Source organism: Bacillus cereus group sp. BfR-BA-01349, assembly GCF_022663795.1.
GTDB lineage: Bacteria > Bacillota > Bacilli > Bacillales > Bacillaceae_G > Bacillus_A > Bacillus_A cereus.
The window spans coordinates 65696-82978 of sequence record NZ_JAKUGE010000002.1; the positions used below are offsets into that span (position 1 = coordinate 65696).

Below are 17283 nucleotides of genomic sequence, written 5' to 3' on the forward strand. Positions count from 1 at the left end.
ACAAATTACACTTATTCGTTATTTACTAAATTTACAAACGCACGTGTAATATTTGTTTTTGTAATTCGCCCAATCACTTCTAAACCTTGTTTCGTATCTTTTACAACTGGCATTGCATCAATCTGTCTTTCTATTAATTCCATCGCAATATCATATAAAGAATCCTCTCTACGACACATCGCAATGTTTGGCATCCTTGTCATGATAATATTAACCGGAAGAGAGGTTAAATCCTGCTTTCCTAAGCTCGCTCTTAATAAATCTTTACGAGACACAACACCAACTAATAGAGTCATCTGATCTACAACGAACAATGTACCAACGTCCTCTAAAAACATCGTACAAATTGCATCGTATACGGAAACATTTTTATCAATTACAACCGGTCTAGATTGATAATCTTGTACTTTAATTTTCTTAACAGCTTCAGATAATAACTGCCCCCCAGTTTTACCCGTATAAAAATAACCTACGCGTGGACGTGCTTCTAAATAACCAGCCATCGTTAAAATTGCTAAGTCTGGTCTTAGCGTCGCACGTGTTAGACCCAATTGCGCTGCAATTGATTCCCCTGTAATAGGACCGTGATCTTTTACAATCTGAATTATATGTTCTTGCCGTTTATTCAGCTCTATGATAATCACCACCTTTAATGCACAACGAAAAAAGTTATACTATCTCTTAAATATTATATACTAAATATGCTATTCGAAAAAGAAAGTATGTAAAAAGGACCGTATACGGCCCAAAATTATATTTGAAACTTATCAAGTTGTTCTAAAAAACGTCTTGATTTCAAATAAATTCCGCAATATTCATCATAATATGTATTCAATACTAAACGCATTTGTTTTTTTGTGCTATCCTTTACCGATACATTTCCGAGCCTATGTAAATCGAAATGGAAGAAAAGACGTAATAATTTATGAACAGCTTCTCCTACCGGTATACGATACGGGTCTTGCTCCGCATGACGTGAGCACAGAAAACCGCCTTCCCTAACGGAGAAGGCGACAAAGTCTGTTTCTTGATGACAAATCGCACATGTATCAAAGTACGGGCGCATCCCTAATACCGGAAGCATTTTCGTTTGATAAATTAATGATAATACTTCTGGATCAACACCCTCACACATATAATGCAACGTTTGATATAACATTTCAAATAAATACGGATTATGTTTTTTATCTTCTGTTGCTTTATCAGTTAATTCAACAATAAATGATGCATAAGCAGTTAAAAATATATCCTCGCGAATTTCTTTCATAGTTGAAATAATCTCGCCTTGTTGCAATGTTCCAAGCCCAGATCCCATTTGAATAAGAAACTGGCCATGTGTCATTAATTGCGACACAGATGCTAATCGGCTTTTCGGTTTTTTTGCCCCTCTTGCCATTGCACTTACCTTACCAAGTTCTCTTGAGAATATTGTAACAATCTTGTTCGTTTCTCCGTAATCTGTCGTACGGATAACGATGCCCTCAACTTTTTGAAACATGTTCGTCACCATCCAAGGTTTGAACAAAACGGGTCAAGAAATTGGAGAGTCTAGATGCGCTAGCTCCTCTTCATGTTGATCCATCTCATCGTTTACGTCTTTTTCCATTTCTTTCAAAAGCAAGTACGTTTCAATGCTTCCTGTTTTGGAGAAAAACTTCCAGGTAAAATCTAGCATAAGAATCCACCTTTCTCAATAAGCGTAGCCTATAAACCAATTTCCTTTGTTGTTATTAAATTGACCCATTTTGTCCATTTTCATGTGAGAAAAATTTTTCCTAATTTATCAAAGTTCATAAAAACCAATAATCAGTGGATGAACCAACCATCCACTGATTACAGCTTGACTCTATTTTAGTACTCATCCTCGCGGAAACCTAGGTCACGAAGCTGAGACATTTTATTACGCCAATCTTTTTGCACTTTTACCCATACTTCTAAAAATACTTTAGAACCAAGTAGCGCTTCAATATCAAAACGAGCTCGCTTACCAACTTCTTTTAACATTTTCCCTTGTTTTCCGATGATGATCCCTTTTTGTGATGCACGTTCAACAACAATCGTTGCATTTATATAAACTGCCCCGCCCTCACGCTTTTGAATCGCATCGATAACAACAGCCACAGAATGCGGCACTTCTTCACGTGTTAAATGTAGTACTTTCTCACGAATAAGCTCTGCAATAATAAATCTCTCCGGATGATCCGTTACTTGATTATCTGGATAGTATTGTGGTCCTTCTGGTAAATACTTTTTAATTGTTCCAATTAAAGCGTCCACATTATTACCGTCTAACGCAGAAATTGGTACAATTTCTGCAAACTCATGTAGTTTACGATATTGATCAATTAACTCTAGTAATTGCTCTGGATGAAGTTGGTCAATTTTATTAATAACTAAAAATACTGGTTGTTTCGTTTCTTTTAACTTCTCGATGATGAATTCTTCACCACGACCAAAGCCTTCGACAGCATTAACCATAAACAGAACGATATCAACTTCTTTTAATGTCGTTTGCGCCATCTTCACCATGAAGTCACCTAGTTTATGTTTAGGTTTATGTATTCCTGGTGTATCAATGAAAATTACTTGTGAATCATTTTCTGTATATACGCCTTGAATTTTATTACGAGTCGTTTGTGGCTTGTCACTCATAATAGCAATTTTTTGACCGATAATACGGTTTAAAAATGTAGATTTTCCAACATTCGGTCTGCCAATAATAGAGACAAAACCTGATTTATAACCTTTTCTATTCATGTAAATCCTCCGCTAAAAATGCTCCTGGTAACAATTCTCCGACTGTCGTCTCCTGAACGTCACCATGTAAATTTGTTAAGTATACTTTCGTATCCTGTTTACATAATTCTACCATAACTTGTCGACATGCTCCACAAGGAGGTACTGGGCGCTTTGTATCTGCTACAACCGCAATGGCTACAAATTCTTTATCTCCTTCAGAAACCGCCTTAAATAAAGCTGTTCTTTCAGCACAATTACATAAGCCATATGATGCATTCTCAACATTACATCCACGATATACTTTTCCACCGCGCGTTAATAATGCTGCACCTACTTGAAATTTAGAATATGGTACGTACGCTTGTTTACGTGCTTCGATTGCTTCTAGAATTAATTGTTTACTATTCATATTCCCGCATCCTTCCTGTTCACAGCTATGAAGAGGTACACTCTCTCATTAAAGGCCCTTACGGCACTTCCAAAGCTTAATAAAAGCTTCGGAATGCAACTATACCATATACGGTAAAAAGATAATAGCACCAATTATAACAGCTATAATTGCAAACAATAAAACCGCTCCTGCCGCAACATCCTTTGCAATTTTTGCAAATGGATGAATATCGGCAGTCGCTAAATCTACTGTTTTTTCCACAGCCGTATTTACCATTTCTAAACTCATTACACTACCTATTACAATAAGTAATATCATCCACTCTGTTCTCGTAATATGGAAATAAAAGCCGCAGCATATAACAATGACTGCGGCTAAATAATGGATTTTCATATTTCGTTCATGACGAAAACAAAAGAATATACCAGCTATAGCATATCCAAAACTATCTATAAGTTTTCCTTTTTTCATCGTCCTAATCCAAAAGCTTCTAAAATTTCTTTTTGTCTTCCGAACATTTCTTTTTCATCTTCTTCTGTCATGTGATCATAACCAAGTAAATGTAAAAAGCCATGTAACGCCAAAAATCCAAGTTCACGATCGAAAGAATGTCCGTACTCTTCAGCTTGCTCTTTCGCCCTTGGAATAGAGATAATAAGATCACCTAACATGCGCGGCATCTCTGCACCAACAATCTCCATTTCTCCTTCTCCCATTTCTTCCATGGCAAAGGATATTACATCTGTAGGTTGATCTTTATCTCGGTAATCACGATTAATTTCTCTAATGCGCTCATTATCTACAAATGTCACCGATACCTCCGCACCATCCTCGATATTTTCCATTTGAGCTGCTTTTTCTAACACTTCACGAATTAAACTCATATACGCTTCTTTTACTTCTTCTGTTTCATCAATAAAATCAATTAACAAACTCATTCTTTCTCCTTTTCTTCCGGAAGTTCCGGATATGTAATACGCGAATGGAAAATACCATTTAACGTTTCACACAACGTTTTTCCAACGATTTGTAGTTCCTTAAACGTCAAATCACATTCACTAAATTGACCGTCTTGTAGTCGATCTTTAATAATACTTTGCACCAAATTATTAATTTGTTCTGGCGTTGGGTGATTCATAGAACGTACCGCAGCTTCTACACTATCAGCAATACCAACAATTGCCGATTCTTTCGAAGTTGCTTTTGAACCTGGATAACGGAACATCTCTTCTGTATATTTTTCTTTATCTTCTTTAATAGCTTTATAATAAAAATATTTCAGTAACGTTGTACCGTGATGTTGCCCAGCGATATCAATAATTTCTTGTGGAATATGATATTCTTCGAGCATTCTTACTCCATCCGTTACGTGAGCAATTATAATATCTTTACTCGTTACAGGATCTAATTTATCATGCGGATTTTCAATTCCCATTTGATTTTCAATAAAAAATTGCGGTTGTACTGTTTTTCCTACATCATGATAATATGCCCCTACACGCGCTAATACACCATTTGCCCCGACTGCTTCACAAGCAGCCTCAGAAAGATTCGCTACCATTACACTATGATGATATGTCCCTGGCGCTTCTAACAAAATTCTGCGTAAAAGCGGATGATTTGGGCTTGATAGTTCCATAAGCTTCATACTTGATACGATTCCAAGTCCACTTTCTAAATATGGTAAAATCCCCATAGCCAAAACGGATGATATAATCCCTGAAAGCGAAGCCATTAATAATTGCGTACCAATTTCAAGAGGCGAAAAATTCCCATTACGTAATAATAAGAGCGCCGCCAATACGACTACATTTAATACAGAAACGAGTATACCAGCTTGTAAAATCATTGTACGACGATTTTTTTCTCGCAAGAAAATACTAACCGATAATGAACTTAACAATACGTAAATCCCTACACTATAATTTAATGTACTCGTTACTCCTTCATTAAACATAATACTTCCGCATACAGAAAAAATCATACTCGTTAAAAAGACAAATCGATCACCAATCATTAGTTTTACAAGTATTGTTCCCATCGCAACTGGGACAACATATGCAATCCCCGCGTATTCAAGTTTTTGAAACAAACTAATGATTTTCATTAAGACAATTGTGATAGACAAAATTGTAATATACGCTAAAACATACGGTCTATCTTCTCTTTTTCTCTTTAAAAATAATTCAAATTGTTTATGCATAAAGTATAGTAACACACCAATGAGTACCGCTAATCCAACATAAGGTTGAAAGCCGTTCCCTTTTTCTAACAAACCAACTAATTTCAACTGATTATACACATCACTTGAAATTGTTTCACCTTCTCTAACAAGAACTTGTCCTTGAAGAATATAAACAGGTGGAACTAAATCTTCCTCTGCTTTTCTCTTCTCTTTCGTTAAGATCGGGTCATAAAAATAGTTCGCTGAAATTGCATATCTTCCTAGCGCCTTAATCGACTCTTTTAAACCATTATCAACATTAACACTATTCATCTCACTTACATATCGTTCTTTCGCATCTTTCAATTCGTCCATTTTAATATGCTCAGTCATGATACTATTAATTGCTGTGACCGCAGCATCTTTCGCTAATACTAATTGGCTCGAATCTGCATTAATCAAACTTAGTAAGTTTGAATCAGATAATTCTTTCGTTAAGTCAGCGGGTAGTTTCTTTTTTAACTTCTCCACTTTCTCAGCATCAGTCATCTTTTTTTGATCATCCGGTCCAACAGCTTTAATCTCTTGCACCACTTCATCCACTTTAGCAAAGACGTCATTCACAATATCAACTTTGTTTTGTTTATACTCACTTTTATATGTATATTGATCTTCAACTTTTGTAGCGGCTTCTTTTTTCTTTTTATCCGTTGTAACTTTATCTTCAATTTTTATAGGAGAATGGATTGTCTTTTTCGCAATAGAATACATATTAACATCTAATTGCTCTGGTTTTACATTATTCATAAGCGCAAAAAACAGCACCGCTCCTAATACAACGTAAGAAATCCAACTTAGTTTTTTCGAATGTTGTAAATTACGAAACCACTTAGAAATTTCTTGAGATCTTGACATGATTTCAATACCTTCTCCTCTCCAGAAATAAAGTGAAACTATTTATAGCTTTCATTTCTTCTACCAAACGATACTTTGAGGCAACATTTTATACACTAGTACCTATAGTTTATTTTCCTTATCTTTCATGATAGTAAAAAATATGACGTTCGCCAACCTTATCATACAAAAAGAAATGATCCTGACAAATAGGATCATTCCATTTTATCATATGCCTCAATAATACGTTGCACCAATGGATGTCTCACAACGTCCGTTTGTTCTAATGTAATAAATGACAGACCTGATACACCAGATAAAATATTAGCAGCTATAGATAGCCCTGATTTTACCCCTTTTGGCAAGTCTACTTGTGAAGGGTCCCCTGTAATAACCATTTTAGAACTAAAACCTAATCTTGTTAAAAACATTTTTATTTGAGCACCCGTTGTATTTTGAGCCTCATCTAAAATAACAAATGAATCATCAAGCGTACGCCCCCTCATATAAGCAAGCGGCGCGATTTCAATTACTCCTCGCTCCATCATACGCTGCGTATATTCTTGTCCAAGAATATCATGTAAGGCATCATATAATGGGCGTAAGTATGGATCTACCTTCTCTTTCAAATCCCCTGGTAAAAAACCTAAATTTTCTCCAGCTTCTACAGCAGGTCTTGTTAAAATAATTTTCTTTACATACCCTTGTTTTAAAGCCCTCACAGCCATTACTACAGCTAAGTATGTTTTTCCAGTTCCTGCAGGCCCTATCCCAAAGACAATATCATTCTTCTTCATCGCATGAATATATCGTCTTTGCCCCATTGTTTTTACACGAATGGATTTACCTTTTGCAGTCTTGAAAATTTCTTCTTCATATAACTCTTCAAATTGAGCAATTTTCCCTTGTTGTGCAAGCTGAATTGCATACGCAACATCTCTCTCTGAAATTGATATACTTTTACGAATTACAACAAGTAATTGCTGTAAGATTTTTTCTACGAGTGTCACCGTTTCAACTGCCCCAGATACATGAACAGTTTCTCCTCTAGTTACGATCGATACATTCAGTTCTCGTTCAATTACTTTTAAATGTGCATCATTGACTCCAAAAAGAGCGATTGCTTCGTTAGTATTTTCCAATTGTTGGTTCATTTCTACTAATTGTTCTGCCATTACTCAGTCTCCTTGAATATCGGATTCGGATATTGGTTGTGGCTCTGCAATATTTTCAACCACAGTATAATGCAATGTGACCTTTAGTTGACCCGCCTCAACCTCTTTACTCAAAATCTTATCACTTACAATCATAGCATGTTCATCCAATTTTTTCTTTAGTTCTTTTTCGGCCATCTCTTTCGCTACTTTCAGCGCTTGCTTTTCTGTATATTCTCGATTCGCTTCTTCCTCTTCTCTCACAACATCTTTTTCATATGCAATCGGCAGTGTAAAACCAAATAATTTCACATCATGCTTTACACTTTCAGTACGAGAGCGTTTATACTTATCATGCTGAAATCCCCATATTTTTATTTTCGTATCCCAAAATTTAAGAAAATGTTCATTGTATACGTTACCAGTATACACTTGGAATTGCGTCTTTAACGGGACATCCACCTTAGATGTATACCACGTTTCGCCATACACAATACCTTTCGCTGAAACAATCGTCGGACTTTCCTCATTACCATATATTCCTGATACGAGAATCTGCCCTTTTTCTACATGATCATTTTTCAGTACAACCGGCTTTCCAACTTCTACGAACGTCTTTGTAATAATCGCTTCTTTTTTTGCTACTAAATTTTGCGGCCTTTGTTCCTTTTCTTTCTTCGGTTCGTTTTTTTCAACAATTTTAAAATGATACGTCGTTCCTCTTACTTCTAGTCCCGCCCAAGTAATGGCATTAATATTATCTGTCAAATGGCGTTGTACATCTTCTACATTCGGCATTTGAAATTGTAGTTTCCCTTTTTTAATACCCATTTTATCCAATTCTTTCATCAATATATATTCTGTTTCAGGTTTTGCTCCTGTAATTTCAATTTTCCAAACCATATTTGACATTGCAATCACACCAAAAAAGAAAATTAAAAAACCAATTAAAAATCCACTATTTTTAATTAAACGCTTATTCCAAAAAGGAAAACCATAACGTCCAATAAAATATAATTTACATTCATTTTTTCTATAAATTGGTTTTATTTTTTTCACATCGCGTAACAATATACAAAAAACTAACGTTTCATCAGCTATCTTTTTAACATCCCAAACTAATAAATTCCTCCGTACACATTCATTAACAAACCGTTCCGCTCCTCTACCTTCAATTCGCACTTTTACATATCCAAGCCACTTTATAAACAATTTATTTTTCATTTACCACCTTCACTACCTTTCTAAAAGTAGATATACTACTTTTTTATTTGAAGCATTAAAATAGCTCGTACTAAAATGAAACCGAGTAAAACTGTAATCCGTCTCTATCAACGGAACTTTTACAGGATAAAGAAGAAAAACTTCACAAATGGAAGTTTCACTTCAATCACCTTTTTTTTCATTTTCTAAAAATGTTACTTGCTCAATTATCCCTTCGAGTAAAAGCTCTTCTGGAAGAATCGTTTTAATAACAAAGGATTGTCCTTTAATTAATAATTGACCGTGTTTTAAAAGCAATCGCACTTCTTTATCTGAAAAAACTAATAACCCCCGATGATTTTCTATATAAATATGTATTTGCCCAACAAGAGTAATCCGAGGTAGATCCATTAATACATCCACTGGTAGGTCTACTTGTTTTGTCAACCAATTTTTCATTTGTTCTAATTTCTTCATCTCGAAAGACCCCCTCTCATCCCATATATATGTATTTCTTCACAAGCGCCTATCGTGTTATAACGACTTCACTAACATAACTATATTCTGTAAGAGTTCATATCATGTTAATTAAAACAGTCGCTATATGAAATCATATTTGTCAGGACAATGATGGATTAGAGGATGTTACCTTTAATAATAGAAGTATTAATACAAGAATATGCGCCCCTACAGGATATCAGTACAAGTTACATTAAGAAATTAAGCCTAGCGAGAAGTTGGAAACTTGAAAAAAACTGTTACAATTCGTTCTGGACGTGACATACTGACCATAGAATAAGTAGTTGTCATTTATTGGACAAATGAGATAAAGTGAAACTTTAATCAACCCTCACCAATCGGGCTGCCCGTTAATGAGGGATAAAATCAAAAAAAGAAAATTTCTCCACTCTGAATGTTACGTTTTAAGTAAGAATATTTTATAGATGGTTGTTATATGAATTTCAAAAAATATTAGGGTTCATTAAAAAATGAATTAATAAATGAGGAAATACGAAAGGAAATTGGCTTTGGTCAAGAAATTTTGAATGTTATAAAACAAGTTACCGACAGTAATATCCGGCCATTTTATGCAACTGATGCAAAATCTAAAATAGTTAGAATCTCTTTCATTACCTTTGAGGATTATGCTGAAGAGCAAGCTATAAAACTTCAATCTGAGTTTCAGAAGGTTCGGTACTTAGCTTTTATTTGCGAAAGAAGTTTTAGTCAAGGAAGTAAGAACAGGTGTAGAATCGGAATTATACAAGGAAATAATAAATTGAAACTTTAACTAGAGGGGTTTCTATCACTTACAGAAACCCTTTTTAAGCAATATAGCGTTTCCTTAATAAGAACAATAAAAAAACGTCTCATACGAAATGAGACGTTTTTTTACGCTAATAGCTGGATAACCAGCTTATTCACAAGTGATCCGTCTGTTTTACCTTTTACTTTCGGCATAACAGCAGTCATCACCTTACCCATATCTGCTTTAGAAGTCGCACCAACTTCAGAAATAACTTGCTTGATTACATCAACTAGTTCTTCTTCAGTTAATTGCTCTGGCAAATATGCGCTTAAAATCTGAATTTCACTTTGCAGTTTATTAACAAGGTCTTCACGACCAGCTTTTTTAAATTCAAGGAGGGAGTCCTTATACTGTTTTACTTCACGAGCTAAAACTGTTATTTCCTCTTCTTCAGTAAGAGTATGTTGCAGTTTAATACCTTCATTTTGTAAAGCAGCCTTAACCATACGAATAACGGTTAATTTTTCTTTTTGTTTATTCTTCATCGCTTGTTTCATATCATCGTTTAAACGACCGAGAAGACTCATAACTTACACCCTCTCTTAGAATTTACGCTTTCTTGCCGCTTCAGATTTCTTCTTACGTTTTACACTTGGTTTTTCATAAAACTCGCGCTTTCTTGCTTCAGCAAGTGTACCAGTTTTAGAAACCGATCTTTTAAAACGGCGAAGTGCATCCTCCAAAGACTCGTTTTTACGAACGACTGTTTTTGACATTCTCTTTCCCTCCCTCCGAAACATCACACTTACATACTAACTTCAGCATGCAAAAAGAAACACTTCTTCAGCATGTCTTTTACGATTATAATACATTTTATCACTTCAGGTCAACTATTTGGCAGAATAAAAGAAGAATAGAAGTATTTCCTTTTCAAAAGTTATGCAAATAGCTAGTATCCTTTACTGATGAAGACAACTATATTTTTATCATTTCATCTTTTTTCATACAGGGATGCATGAAACGCCTCCCCACCTTATAGTACTTAAGCGCTTCAAATAAAGAAAGCATGCAAACCGTTTCCGGTTGCACGCTCTTTTTATGCGCTAGCTGATTCTTTTTTTACATCATCTTCAAGAACACGAACAAATTGCGCTTCGTTATATGGATAACCAGCTTTCGTAATTTTCACTTTCACTAGCTTACCAATTAATTCTTCTGATCCTTCAAATACAATTTTTAAGTAGTTATCTGTATACCCTACATATAACCCTTCACGGTCGCCCTCTTTAAATTGCTCTTCCGGAATGATTTCAAGCACTTCACCTTCAAACGCTGATGCGTACTCTTTCGCTAATTGATTAGATAGCTCAATTAAACGATGAACACGATCGTTCTTCACATCTTCAGGAACTTGATCTTCCATGCGTGCTGCAGGTGTTCCTGTACGTTTTGAGTAAGGGAACACATGTAACTCAGAGAAGCGGTTCTCTTTAATGAAATTGTATGTTTCCATGAATTCTTCTTCTGTTTCACCTGGGAAACCAACGATTACGTCAGATGTAATCGCAAGGCCTGGTAACGCTTCTTTCAAACGATCTAAACGCTCTTGGAAGAACTCCATCGTATATTTACGACGCATACGTTTTAATACAGTATTAGAACCAGATTGCAACGGAATATGCAAGTGGCGTACAACTACTTCAGATTTATCTAACACTTCAATTACTTCATCTGAAATTTGACTCGCTTCAATAGAAGAAATACGAAGACGTTTTAATCCGTCTACTTCCGCTTCCATATCACGAAGTAATCCAGCTAAGTTATAATCTTTTATGTCTTCGCCGTATCCACCTGTATGAATACCCGTTAATACGATTTCTTTATAGCCTGCATCCACTAATTGTTGTGCTTGTTTAATAACTTCTTTTCCATCACGAGAACGCATTAAACCACGCGCCCAAGGAATGATACAGAATGTACAGAAGTTATTGCAACCCTCTTGTATTTTTAAAGACGCACGTGTACGATCCGTGAAATAAGGTACATCAAGTTCTTCGTACACACGTGTTTTCATAATATTACGGACAGCATTAATTGGTTGACGCTCTTTACGGAATTCTTCGATGTAACCTAACATCTTTTCACGATCCTGTGTACCAACTACAATATCTACACCCGGAATCGCCATAATTTCAGCTGGAGATGTTTGTGCATAACATCCCGTTACGCAAATAACTGCATCTGGATTTTGACGCACAGCACGTCTGATTACTTGACGGCTTTTTTTGTCCCCAGTATTCGTTACTGTACATGTGTTAATAACATATACATCAGCTTTCTTTTCATATTCTGTTCTTTCATAACCACCTTGTTTAAACAATTGCCAAATGGCTTCTGTTTCATAGTGGTTTACTTTACAACCTAACGTATGGAACGCAACAGTTGACATTGATCATCACCCCATCAATTCAAAATGATACGAAGCAGCACTTAACGCGTATAACGGCGCCGTTTCTGTTCTTAAAATTCTTGGTCCTAAACTACATGGTACAAATTTATGTTCACGAAGCGCTGTAATCTCTTCCTCAGCTAAACCGCCTTCTGGGCCAAATACAATCAATAGCTTTTGACCTGGTTTCATTGTCGTTAAAGCTTTCGCAAAATTAGATTTCTCACCTTGTTTTGCTTCCTCTTCGTAAGCAACAAGACAAACATCATACTCACCACTCATTGAAAGCAATTGCTTAAATGATGCCGGAGCATGTACTTCTGGAATTTCACTTCTATGTGATTGTTCCGCAGCTTCTTTCACAATTTTTCTTAAACGCTCAACTTTTTTATCAGCTTTTTTCGCATCCCATTTTACGATAGAGCGAGATGCTTGAAATGGTAAGAATGCAGCTGCCCCAAGCTCAGTTCCTTTTTGAAAAATTAACTCTAGCTTGTCTCCTTTTGGCAGTCCACTTGCAATCGTCACGAAAACAGGAAGTTCACTTGACGCCTCTACCCATTCTACAATAGCCGTATTAATAAATTCACTGGTAATTTCATCAATTGAACATACTGCTGTTTTTCCGTTTACACAGCAATAAATATGATCACCAGCTGACATACGCATCACTCTTGCGATATGATGTACGTCATCACCTACAATCCGAATACTTGTCTCATTTACATATTTCTCTTCTACAAAATAACGTTGCATATAATCACCTTAGTAGAGTTTCGTTCCTTTCGTAAGTCAACACTTACGAAAAGAACGAAACGTTATCATTTTTCATATAACAAACGGCAAGTCTCTCACCTTATAGTGAGAGACTCCCCTTTTCATTATAGACTAAAATCTATATTACGCATTTCGTGCAATAATTGCTACCCAATCTTCCATTCGTAACACTTCTTCAATTGTAAATCCAGCTTGTTCTAACGCCTCAGAAATTACTTTTTCCTTCGCAGCAATAATGCCCGATGTAATAAATAATCCACCTGACTTCACAACTCTTGCTGCATCTTCAGGGAATAATAGAATAATCTCTGCTAATAAGTTAGCTACGATTAAATCAACAGGACCTTCAATACCTTCTAAAAGACTATTTTGTCCAACAGACACGATATCATCTGTTTTATTTAAACGTACATTCATTTCTGCACTTTCAACCGCAACCGGATCTAAATCATATGCTTGAACAGAAGACGCACCTAATTTTGCAGCCGCAATACTAAGTACACCAGAACCTGTTCCTACATCAATAATAGTGTCACCTGGCTGTACTGTTTTTTCTAAAGCACGGATACACATCGTTGTTGTTGGATGAGTTCCTGTACCAAACGCCATACCCGGATCTAATTCAATGATTTTTTCATCAGGAGAAGATGGTGTATATTCTTCCCAAGTCGGTACGATTGTGAATGTATCAGAAATTTGTACTGGATGGTAATATTTTTTCCAAGCAGTAGCCCAATCTTCTTCATTGACTTCGTTAACGGTAATATTTCCAGTACCAATTTCGATGTCGTAAGATGGAAGCACATCAATAGATGATTTTACACCTGCAATCGTTTCATGTAAAGAATCCGTTTGCGGGAAATACGCTTTTATTAATACACCTTCCGCCGGATATTCATCTGGGTTCAATGCATAAATTTCACCATATTGTTGCTCGCGCTCTTTCGTTAACTCCGCTGGATCCTCAATCGCAACTCCGCTAGCACCAGCTTCATGTAAAATATGAGAGACAGCTTCTACTGCTTCTTCTGTTGTATGAATACTAATTTCTGACCATTTCACAATTTACCAACTCCATTTTTTATTTCCATTATTCCCCTTTGAAAGCACGTTTAAGCTTTCCGAATAAACTATCATCCTGCTCTTCTTGTCCTGCAAATTCACGTAATAAATCTTTTTGCTGCGAAGTCAATTTCGTCGGTACAACAACACGAACGACTACATATTGATCTCCTTGGCCGTATCCACGTACGTTCGGAGCACCTTTTCCTTTTAAGCGGAATTCTGTTCCAGTTTGTGTTCCTGCTGGAATTTTCAGCTTCACTTTACCATGAACAGTAGGAACTTCCACTTCATCACCAAGCGCCATTTGCGCAAATGTTAATGGCATTTCGCAAATAATGTGATCTCCTTCACGCTCGAAGAATTCATGATTTCTTACATGAACGACAACATATAAGTCTCCTGCTGGTCCGCCATTTACGCCGGCTTCACCTTTTCCAGACACACGAATTTGTTGACCATTATCGATACCCGCTGGAATTTTAACATTGATTTTTTTACGTTTACGAACTTTACCTGAACCGTGACATGTCGTACATTTTTCTTTAATAATTTGTCCAGTTCCTGAACAATGACCACAAGCTTGACGGTTTACGATACGACCAAACGGCGTGTTTTGTTCTACACTCACTTGACCAGAGCCTGAACAATGTTTACATGTTTCTTTTGAAGTTCCTGGTTTTGCTCCACTACCTTTACAAGTATCACATGGATCTTCTACTGGAATTTCCACATTTAATTCCTTACCAAAAATAGCTTCTTCAAAATCTAAAGTGACTTGATATTGTAAGTCAGCACCTTGGCGCGGAGCATTTGGATCACGACGTCTGCCACCGCCACCGCCGAAGAAAGAACTAAATATATCTTCAAAACCGAAGCCACCGCCGAAGTCTCCTCCGCCGCCAAATCCACCGAATCCTTGATTTGCACCAGCATGACCAAATTGATCGTACTGTGCACGCTTTTGATCATCACTTAACACTTCGTATGCTTCTTGTACTTCTTTAAACTTTTCAATTGCATTTTCTTCTTTGCTTACGTCTGGATGGTATTTTTTAGCCAAACGACGATACGCTTTTTTAATTTCATCTGTTGAAGCGCCCTTGCTAAGTCCAAGGACCTCATAATAGTCTCGTTTACTCATAAATTTACAACCCCCGAATCTTTCACATAAACGTAATTTTAACACCGAAAGAAAGTGCTTTGCAACAAAGTTTCCTCACTTACAGTATGCAAAGCGAAAAACTTAAGATCCTCACACATCGCTTCTCATTCGTGAAAAAAGCCAAAGTCAAGGCACGCTTGACTTTGACTTTTTGTCATCTTACTTATTATGTTTACAGTTGAATTACTTGTCTTCTTTTACTTCTTCAAACTCAGCGTCAACTACATTGTCTTTCTTTGCGCCAGCGTCTTGTGCACCTTGCGCACCTTCTGCTTGACCAGCAGCTGCTTGAGCTTGCTCGTATAATTTAACAGTTAATTGTTGTACGATTTCTTGTAAAGCATCTTTTTTCGCACGAATTTCTTCAAGCTCGTTTTTCTCAATTGCAGCTTGTAATGCTTCTTTCGCTTCTGTTGCTTTTGCAACTTCAGCTGCATCTACTTTACCTTCTAAATCTTTTACAACTTTGTCTGTTTGGAATACAAGTTGGTCAGCTTCGTTACGAAGTTCAACTTCTTCCTTACGTTTTTGGTCAGCGTCAGCATTTGCTTCCGCTTCTTGTACCATACGTTCTACTTCTTCATCAGAAAGACCTGAAGAAGATTGGATTGTAATAGCTTGCTCTTTGCTTGTTCCTAAGTCTTTCGCACGTACGTTAACGATACCGTTCGCATCAATATCGAATGTTACTTCGATTTGTGGAATACCACGTGGTGCTGGTGGAAGGTCAGTTAATTGGAAACGACCTAACGTTTTGTTGTCAGCCGACATTGGACGCTCACCTTGTAATACGTGAATGTCTACTGCTGGTTGATTATCAGCAGCTGTCGAGAATACTTGTGACTTACTTGTTGGAATTGTAGTGTTACGCTCGATTAATTTCGTGAACACGCCACCCATAGTTTCAATACCTAAAGAAAGTGGAGTTACGTCTAATAATAGAACGCCTTCTACATCACCAGTAAGTACGCCACCTTGAACTGCAGCACCTAATGCTACAACTTCATCAGGGTTTACACCTTTATATGGCTCTTTACCAGTTTCACGTTTAATAGCTTCTTGTACAGCTGGGATACGAGTAGATCCACCAACAAGAATAACTTTATCTAATTCGCTTGGAGCAAAACCAGCGTCTTTTAATGCACGACGAGTTGGCTCTAATGTTCTTTCAACAAGACCTGCTGAAAGCTCTTCGAATTTCGCTCTTGTTAACGTTAATTCTAAGTGTAATGGACCAGCAGCTCCAGCACTAATGAATGGTAATGAAATTTGAGTTTGTGTTACACCAGAAAGATCTTTTTTCGCTTTTTCAGCTGCATCTTTCAAGCGTTGAAGCGCCATTTTATCTTGGCTTAAATCAATGTTATTTTCTTTTTTGAACTCAGCTACTAAGTGATCGATGATAACTTGGTCAAAGTCATCGCCACCAAGACGGTTGTCACCAGCAGTTGAAATAACTTCGAATGTACCGTCTGCTAACTCAAGGATAGATACGTCAAATGTACCGCCACCTAAGTCATATACTAAGATTTTTTGTTCTTCGTCTTGTTTTTCTAAACCGTAAGCAAGTGCTGCTGCTGTTGGCTCGTTAATGATACGCTCAACTTCTAAACCAGCGATACGACCAGCATCTTTCGTTGCTTGACGCTCTGCATCGTTGAAGTATGCAGGTACTGTAATAACAGCTTTCGTTACTGTTTCACCTAAGTATGCTTCAGCAGAAGCTTTTAAGTTTTGTAAAATGATTGCAGAAATTTCTTGAGGTGTATACTCTTTACCTTCAACTTCTACTTTGTAGTCTGTACCCATATGACGTTTAACAGACATGATTGTATTTGGGTTTGTAATTGCTTGGCGCTTTGCAACTTCCCCAACTTGACGTTCTTCATTTTTGAAAGCTACAACAGAAGGTGTTGTACGGTTTCCTTCTGGATTTGGGATAACCTTTGGTTCTCCACCTTCCATAACAGCTACACAAGAGTTTGTTGTACCTAAGTCAATACCGATAATTTTACTCATGGCGAATCCTCCTAGTT

At 36.6% G+C, this 17283-nt stretch carries 18 protein-coding genes; all 18 read right to left on the minus strand.

The window, feature by feature from the left end; translation table 11 throughout:
• Window positions 1-11 precede the first annotated feature (11 nt).
• Window positions 12-644, minus strand: a complete 633-nt coding sequence (gene ccpN, locus MR169_RS01640; RefSeq protein WP_000583756.1) for a transcriptional regulator CcpN — start codon at window positions 642-644, stop codon at window positions 12-14.
• A 107-nt stretch (window positions 645-751) separates the two neighbouring features.
• Entirely contained in the window at window positions 752-1498 is a 747-nt protein-coding gene (gene recO, locus MR169_RS01645; RefSeq protein ID WP_000487013.1) for a DNA repair protein RecO, read from the minus strand.
• Window positions 1499-1531: 33 nt separating this feature from the next.
• Window positions 1532-1675: a YqzL family protein gene (locus MR169_RS01650; protein ID WP_000883924.1), complete on the minus strand. Its 144-nt coding sequence runs from the start codon at window positions 1673-1675 to the stop codon at window positions 1532-1534.
• A gap of 176 nt (window positions 1676-1851) precedes the next feature.
• Entirely contained in the window at window positions 1852-2757 is a 906-nt protein-coding gene (gene era, locus MR169_RS01655; RefSeq protein ID WP_001080237.1) for a GTPase Era, read from the minus strand.
• Window positions 2750-3148, minus strand: coding sequence for a cytidine deaminase (locus MR169_RS01660; protein WP_001086286.1), 399 nt, complete (start codon window positions 3146-3148; stop codon window positions 2750-2752). The genes era and MR169_RS01660 overlap by 8 nt, the downstream gene beginning before the upstream one ends.
• Before the next feature lie 99 nt (window positions 3149-3247).
• Window positions 3248-3601: a diacylglycerol kinase family protein gene (locus tag MR169_RS01665; protein WP_000715469.1), complete on the minus strand. Its 354-nt coding sequence runs from the start codon at window positions 3599-3601 to the stop codon at window positions 3248-3250.
• A complete protein-coding gene (ybeY, locus tag MR169_RS01670) occupies window positions 3598-4068 on the minus strand; it encodes an rRNA maturation RNase YbeY (protein ID WP_000054679.1) in 471 nt (156 codons plus the stop codon). Before ybeY ends, MR169_RS01665 begins: the two co-directional genes overlap by 4 nt.
• Window positions 4065-6209, minus strand: a complete 2145-nt coding sequence (locus tag MR169_RS01675; protein ID WP_000091514.1) for an HD family phosphohydrolase — start codon at window positions 6207-6209, stop codon at window positions 4065-4067. Before MR169_RS01675 ends, ybeY begins: the two co-directional genes overlap by 4 nt.
• Before the next feature lie 194 nt (window positions 6210-6403).
• The gene (locus MR169_RS01680; RefSeq protein WP_000840520.1) at window positions 6404-7363 is read right to left on the minus strand and encodes a PhoH family protein; all 960 of its coding nucleotides are present in this window, start codon (window positions 7361-7363) and stop codon (window positions 6404-6406) included.
• A 3-nt stretch (window positions 7364-7366) separates the two neighbouring features.
• Complete coding sequence (gene yqfD, locus MR169_RS01685) at window positions 7367-8566, minus strand: sporulation protein YqfD (RefSeq protein ID WP_242318796.1); 1200 nt, start codon at window positions 8564-8566, stop codon at window positions 7367-7369.
• A gap of 162 nt (window positions 8567-8728) precedes the next feature.
• On the minus strand, window positions 8729-9022 hold the full coding sequence (gene yqfC / locus MR169_RS01690; RefSeq protein ID WP_000732269.1) for a sporulation protein YqfC: 294 nt from the start codon (window positions 9020-9022) through the stop codon (window positions 8729-8731).
• Window positions 9023-9937: 915 nt separating this feature from the next.
• Window positions 9938-10381 (minus strand): GatB/YqeY domain-containing protein, encoded by a 444-nt coding sequence (locus MR169_RS01695; RefSeq protein WP_000054562.1) that lies wholly within the window; start codon window positions 10379-10381, stop codon window positions 9938-9940.
• A gap of 15 nt (window positions 10382-10396) precedes the next feature.
• Window positions 10397-10570, minus strand: coding sequence for a 30S ribosomal protein S21 (gene rpsU, locus MR169_RS01700; RefSeq protein ID WP_000048061.1), 174 nt, complete (start codon window positions 10568-10570; stop codon window positions 10397-10399).
• 320 nt (window positions 10571-10890) lie between these two features.
• Window positions 10891-12243: a tRNA (N(6)-L-threonylcarbamoyladenosine(37)-C(2))-methylthiotransferase MtaB gene (gene mtaB / locus MR169_RS01705; RefSeq protein WP_000108676.1), complete on the minus strand. Its 1353-nt coding sequence runs from the start codon at window positions 12241-12243 to the stop codon at window positions 10891-10893.
• Window positions 12244-12249: 6 nt separating this feature from the next.
• Window positions 12250-12999, minus strand: a complete 750-nt coding sequence (locus MR169_RS01710) for a 16S rRNA (uracil(1498)-N(3))-methyltransferase (protein ID WP_001190159.1) — start codon at window positions 12997-12999, stop codon at window positions 12250-12252.
• A gap of 144 nt (window positions 13000-13143) precedes the next feature.
• On the minus strand, window positions 13144-14082 hold the full coding sequence (gene prmA / locus MR169_RS01715) for a 50S ribosomal protein L11 methyltransferase (protein WP_000872103.1): 939 nt from the start codon (window positions 14080-14082) through the stop codon (window positions 13144-13146).
• 28 nt (window positions 14083-14110) lie between these two features.
• On the minus strand, window positions 14111-15226 hold the full coding sequence (dnaJ, locus tag MR169_RS01720) for a chaperone protein DnaJ (protein WP_000043947.1): 1116 nt from the start codon (window positions 15224-15226) through the stop codon (window positions 14111-14113).
• Window positions 15227-15430: 204 nt separating this feature from the next.
• Window positions 15431-17266 carry a chaperone protein DnaK gene (gene dnaK, locus MR169_RS01725; protein ID WP_000034706.1) on the minus strand — a complete coding sequence of 612 codons (1836 nt, stop codon included), beginning with the start codon at window positions 17264-17266 and terminating at the stop codon, window positions 15431-15433.
• Window positions 17267-17283: the final 17 nt, after the last annotated feature.

Coding starts and splice junctions, on each gene's coding strand:
- recO (WP_000487013.1), bottom strand. CDS start 1,498: ATGTTTCAAAAAGTTGAGGGCATCGTTATCCGTACGACAGATTACGGA.
- MR169_RS01650 (WP_000883924.1), bottom strand. CDS start 1,675: ATGCTAGATTTTACCTGGAAGTTTTTCTCCAAAACAGGAAGCATTGAA.
- era (WP_001080237.1), bottom strand. CDS start 2,757: ATGAATAGAAAAGGTTATAAATCAGGTTTTGTCTCTATTATTGGCAGA.
- MR169_RS01660 (WP_001086286.1), bottom strand. CDS start 3,148: ATGAATAGTAAACAATTAATTCTAGAAGCAATCGAAGCACGTAAACAA.
- MR169_RS01665 (WP_000715469.1), bottom strand. CDS start 3,601: ATGAAAAAAGGAAAACTTATAGATAGTTTTGGATATGCTATAGCTGGT.
- ybeY (WP_000054679.1), bottom strand. CDS start 4,068: ATGAGTTTGTTAATTGATTTTATTGATGAAACAGAAGAAGTAAAAGAA.
- MR169_RS01675 (WP_000091514.1), bottom strand. CDS start 6,209: ATGTCAAGATCTCAAGAAATTTCTAAGTGGTTTCGTAATTTACAACAT.
- MR169_RS01680 (WP_000840520.1), bottom strand. CDS start 7,363: ATGGCAGAACAATTAGTAGAAATGAACCAACAATTGGAAAATACTAAC.
- yqfD (WP_242318796.1), bottom strand. CDS start 8,566: ATGAAAAATAAATTGTTTATAAAGTGGCTTGGATATGTAAAAGTGCGA.
- yqfC (WP_000732269.1), bottom strand. CDS start 9,022: ATGAAGAAATTAGAACAAATGAAAAATTGGTTGACAAAACAAGTAGAC.
- MR169_RS01695 (WP_000054562.1), bottom strand. CDS start 10,381: ATGAGTCTTCTCGGTCGTTTAAACGATGATATGAAACAAGCGATGAAG.
- rpsU (WP_000048061.1), bottom strand. CDS start 10,570: ATGTCAAAAACAGTCGTTCGTAAAAACGAGTCTTTGGAGGATGCACTT.
- mtaB (WP_000108676.1), bottom strand. CDS start 12,243: ATGTCAACTGTTGCGTTCCATACGTTAGGTTGTAAAGTAAACCACTAT.
- MR169_RS01710 (WP_001190159.1), bottom strand. CDS start 12,999: ATGCAACGTTATTTTGTAGAAGAGAAATATGTAAATGAGACAAGTATT.
- dnaJ (WP_000043947.1), bottom strand. CDS start 15,226: ATGAGTAAACGAGACTATTATGAGGTCCTTGGACTTAGCAAGGGCGCT.
- dnaK (WP_000034706.1), bottom strand. CDS start 17,266: ATGAGTAAAATTATCGGTATTGACTTAGGTACAACAAACTCTTGTGTA.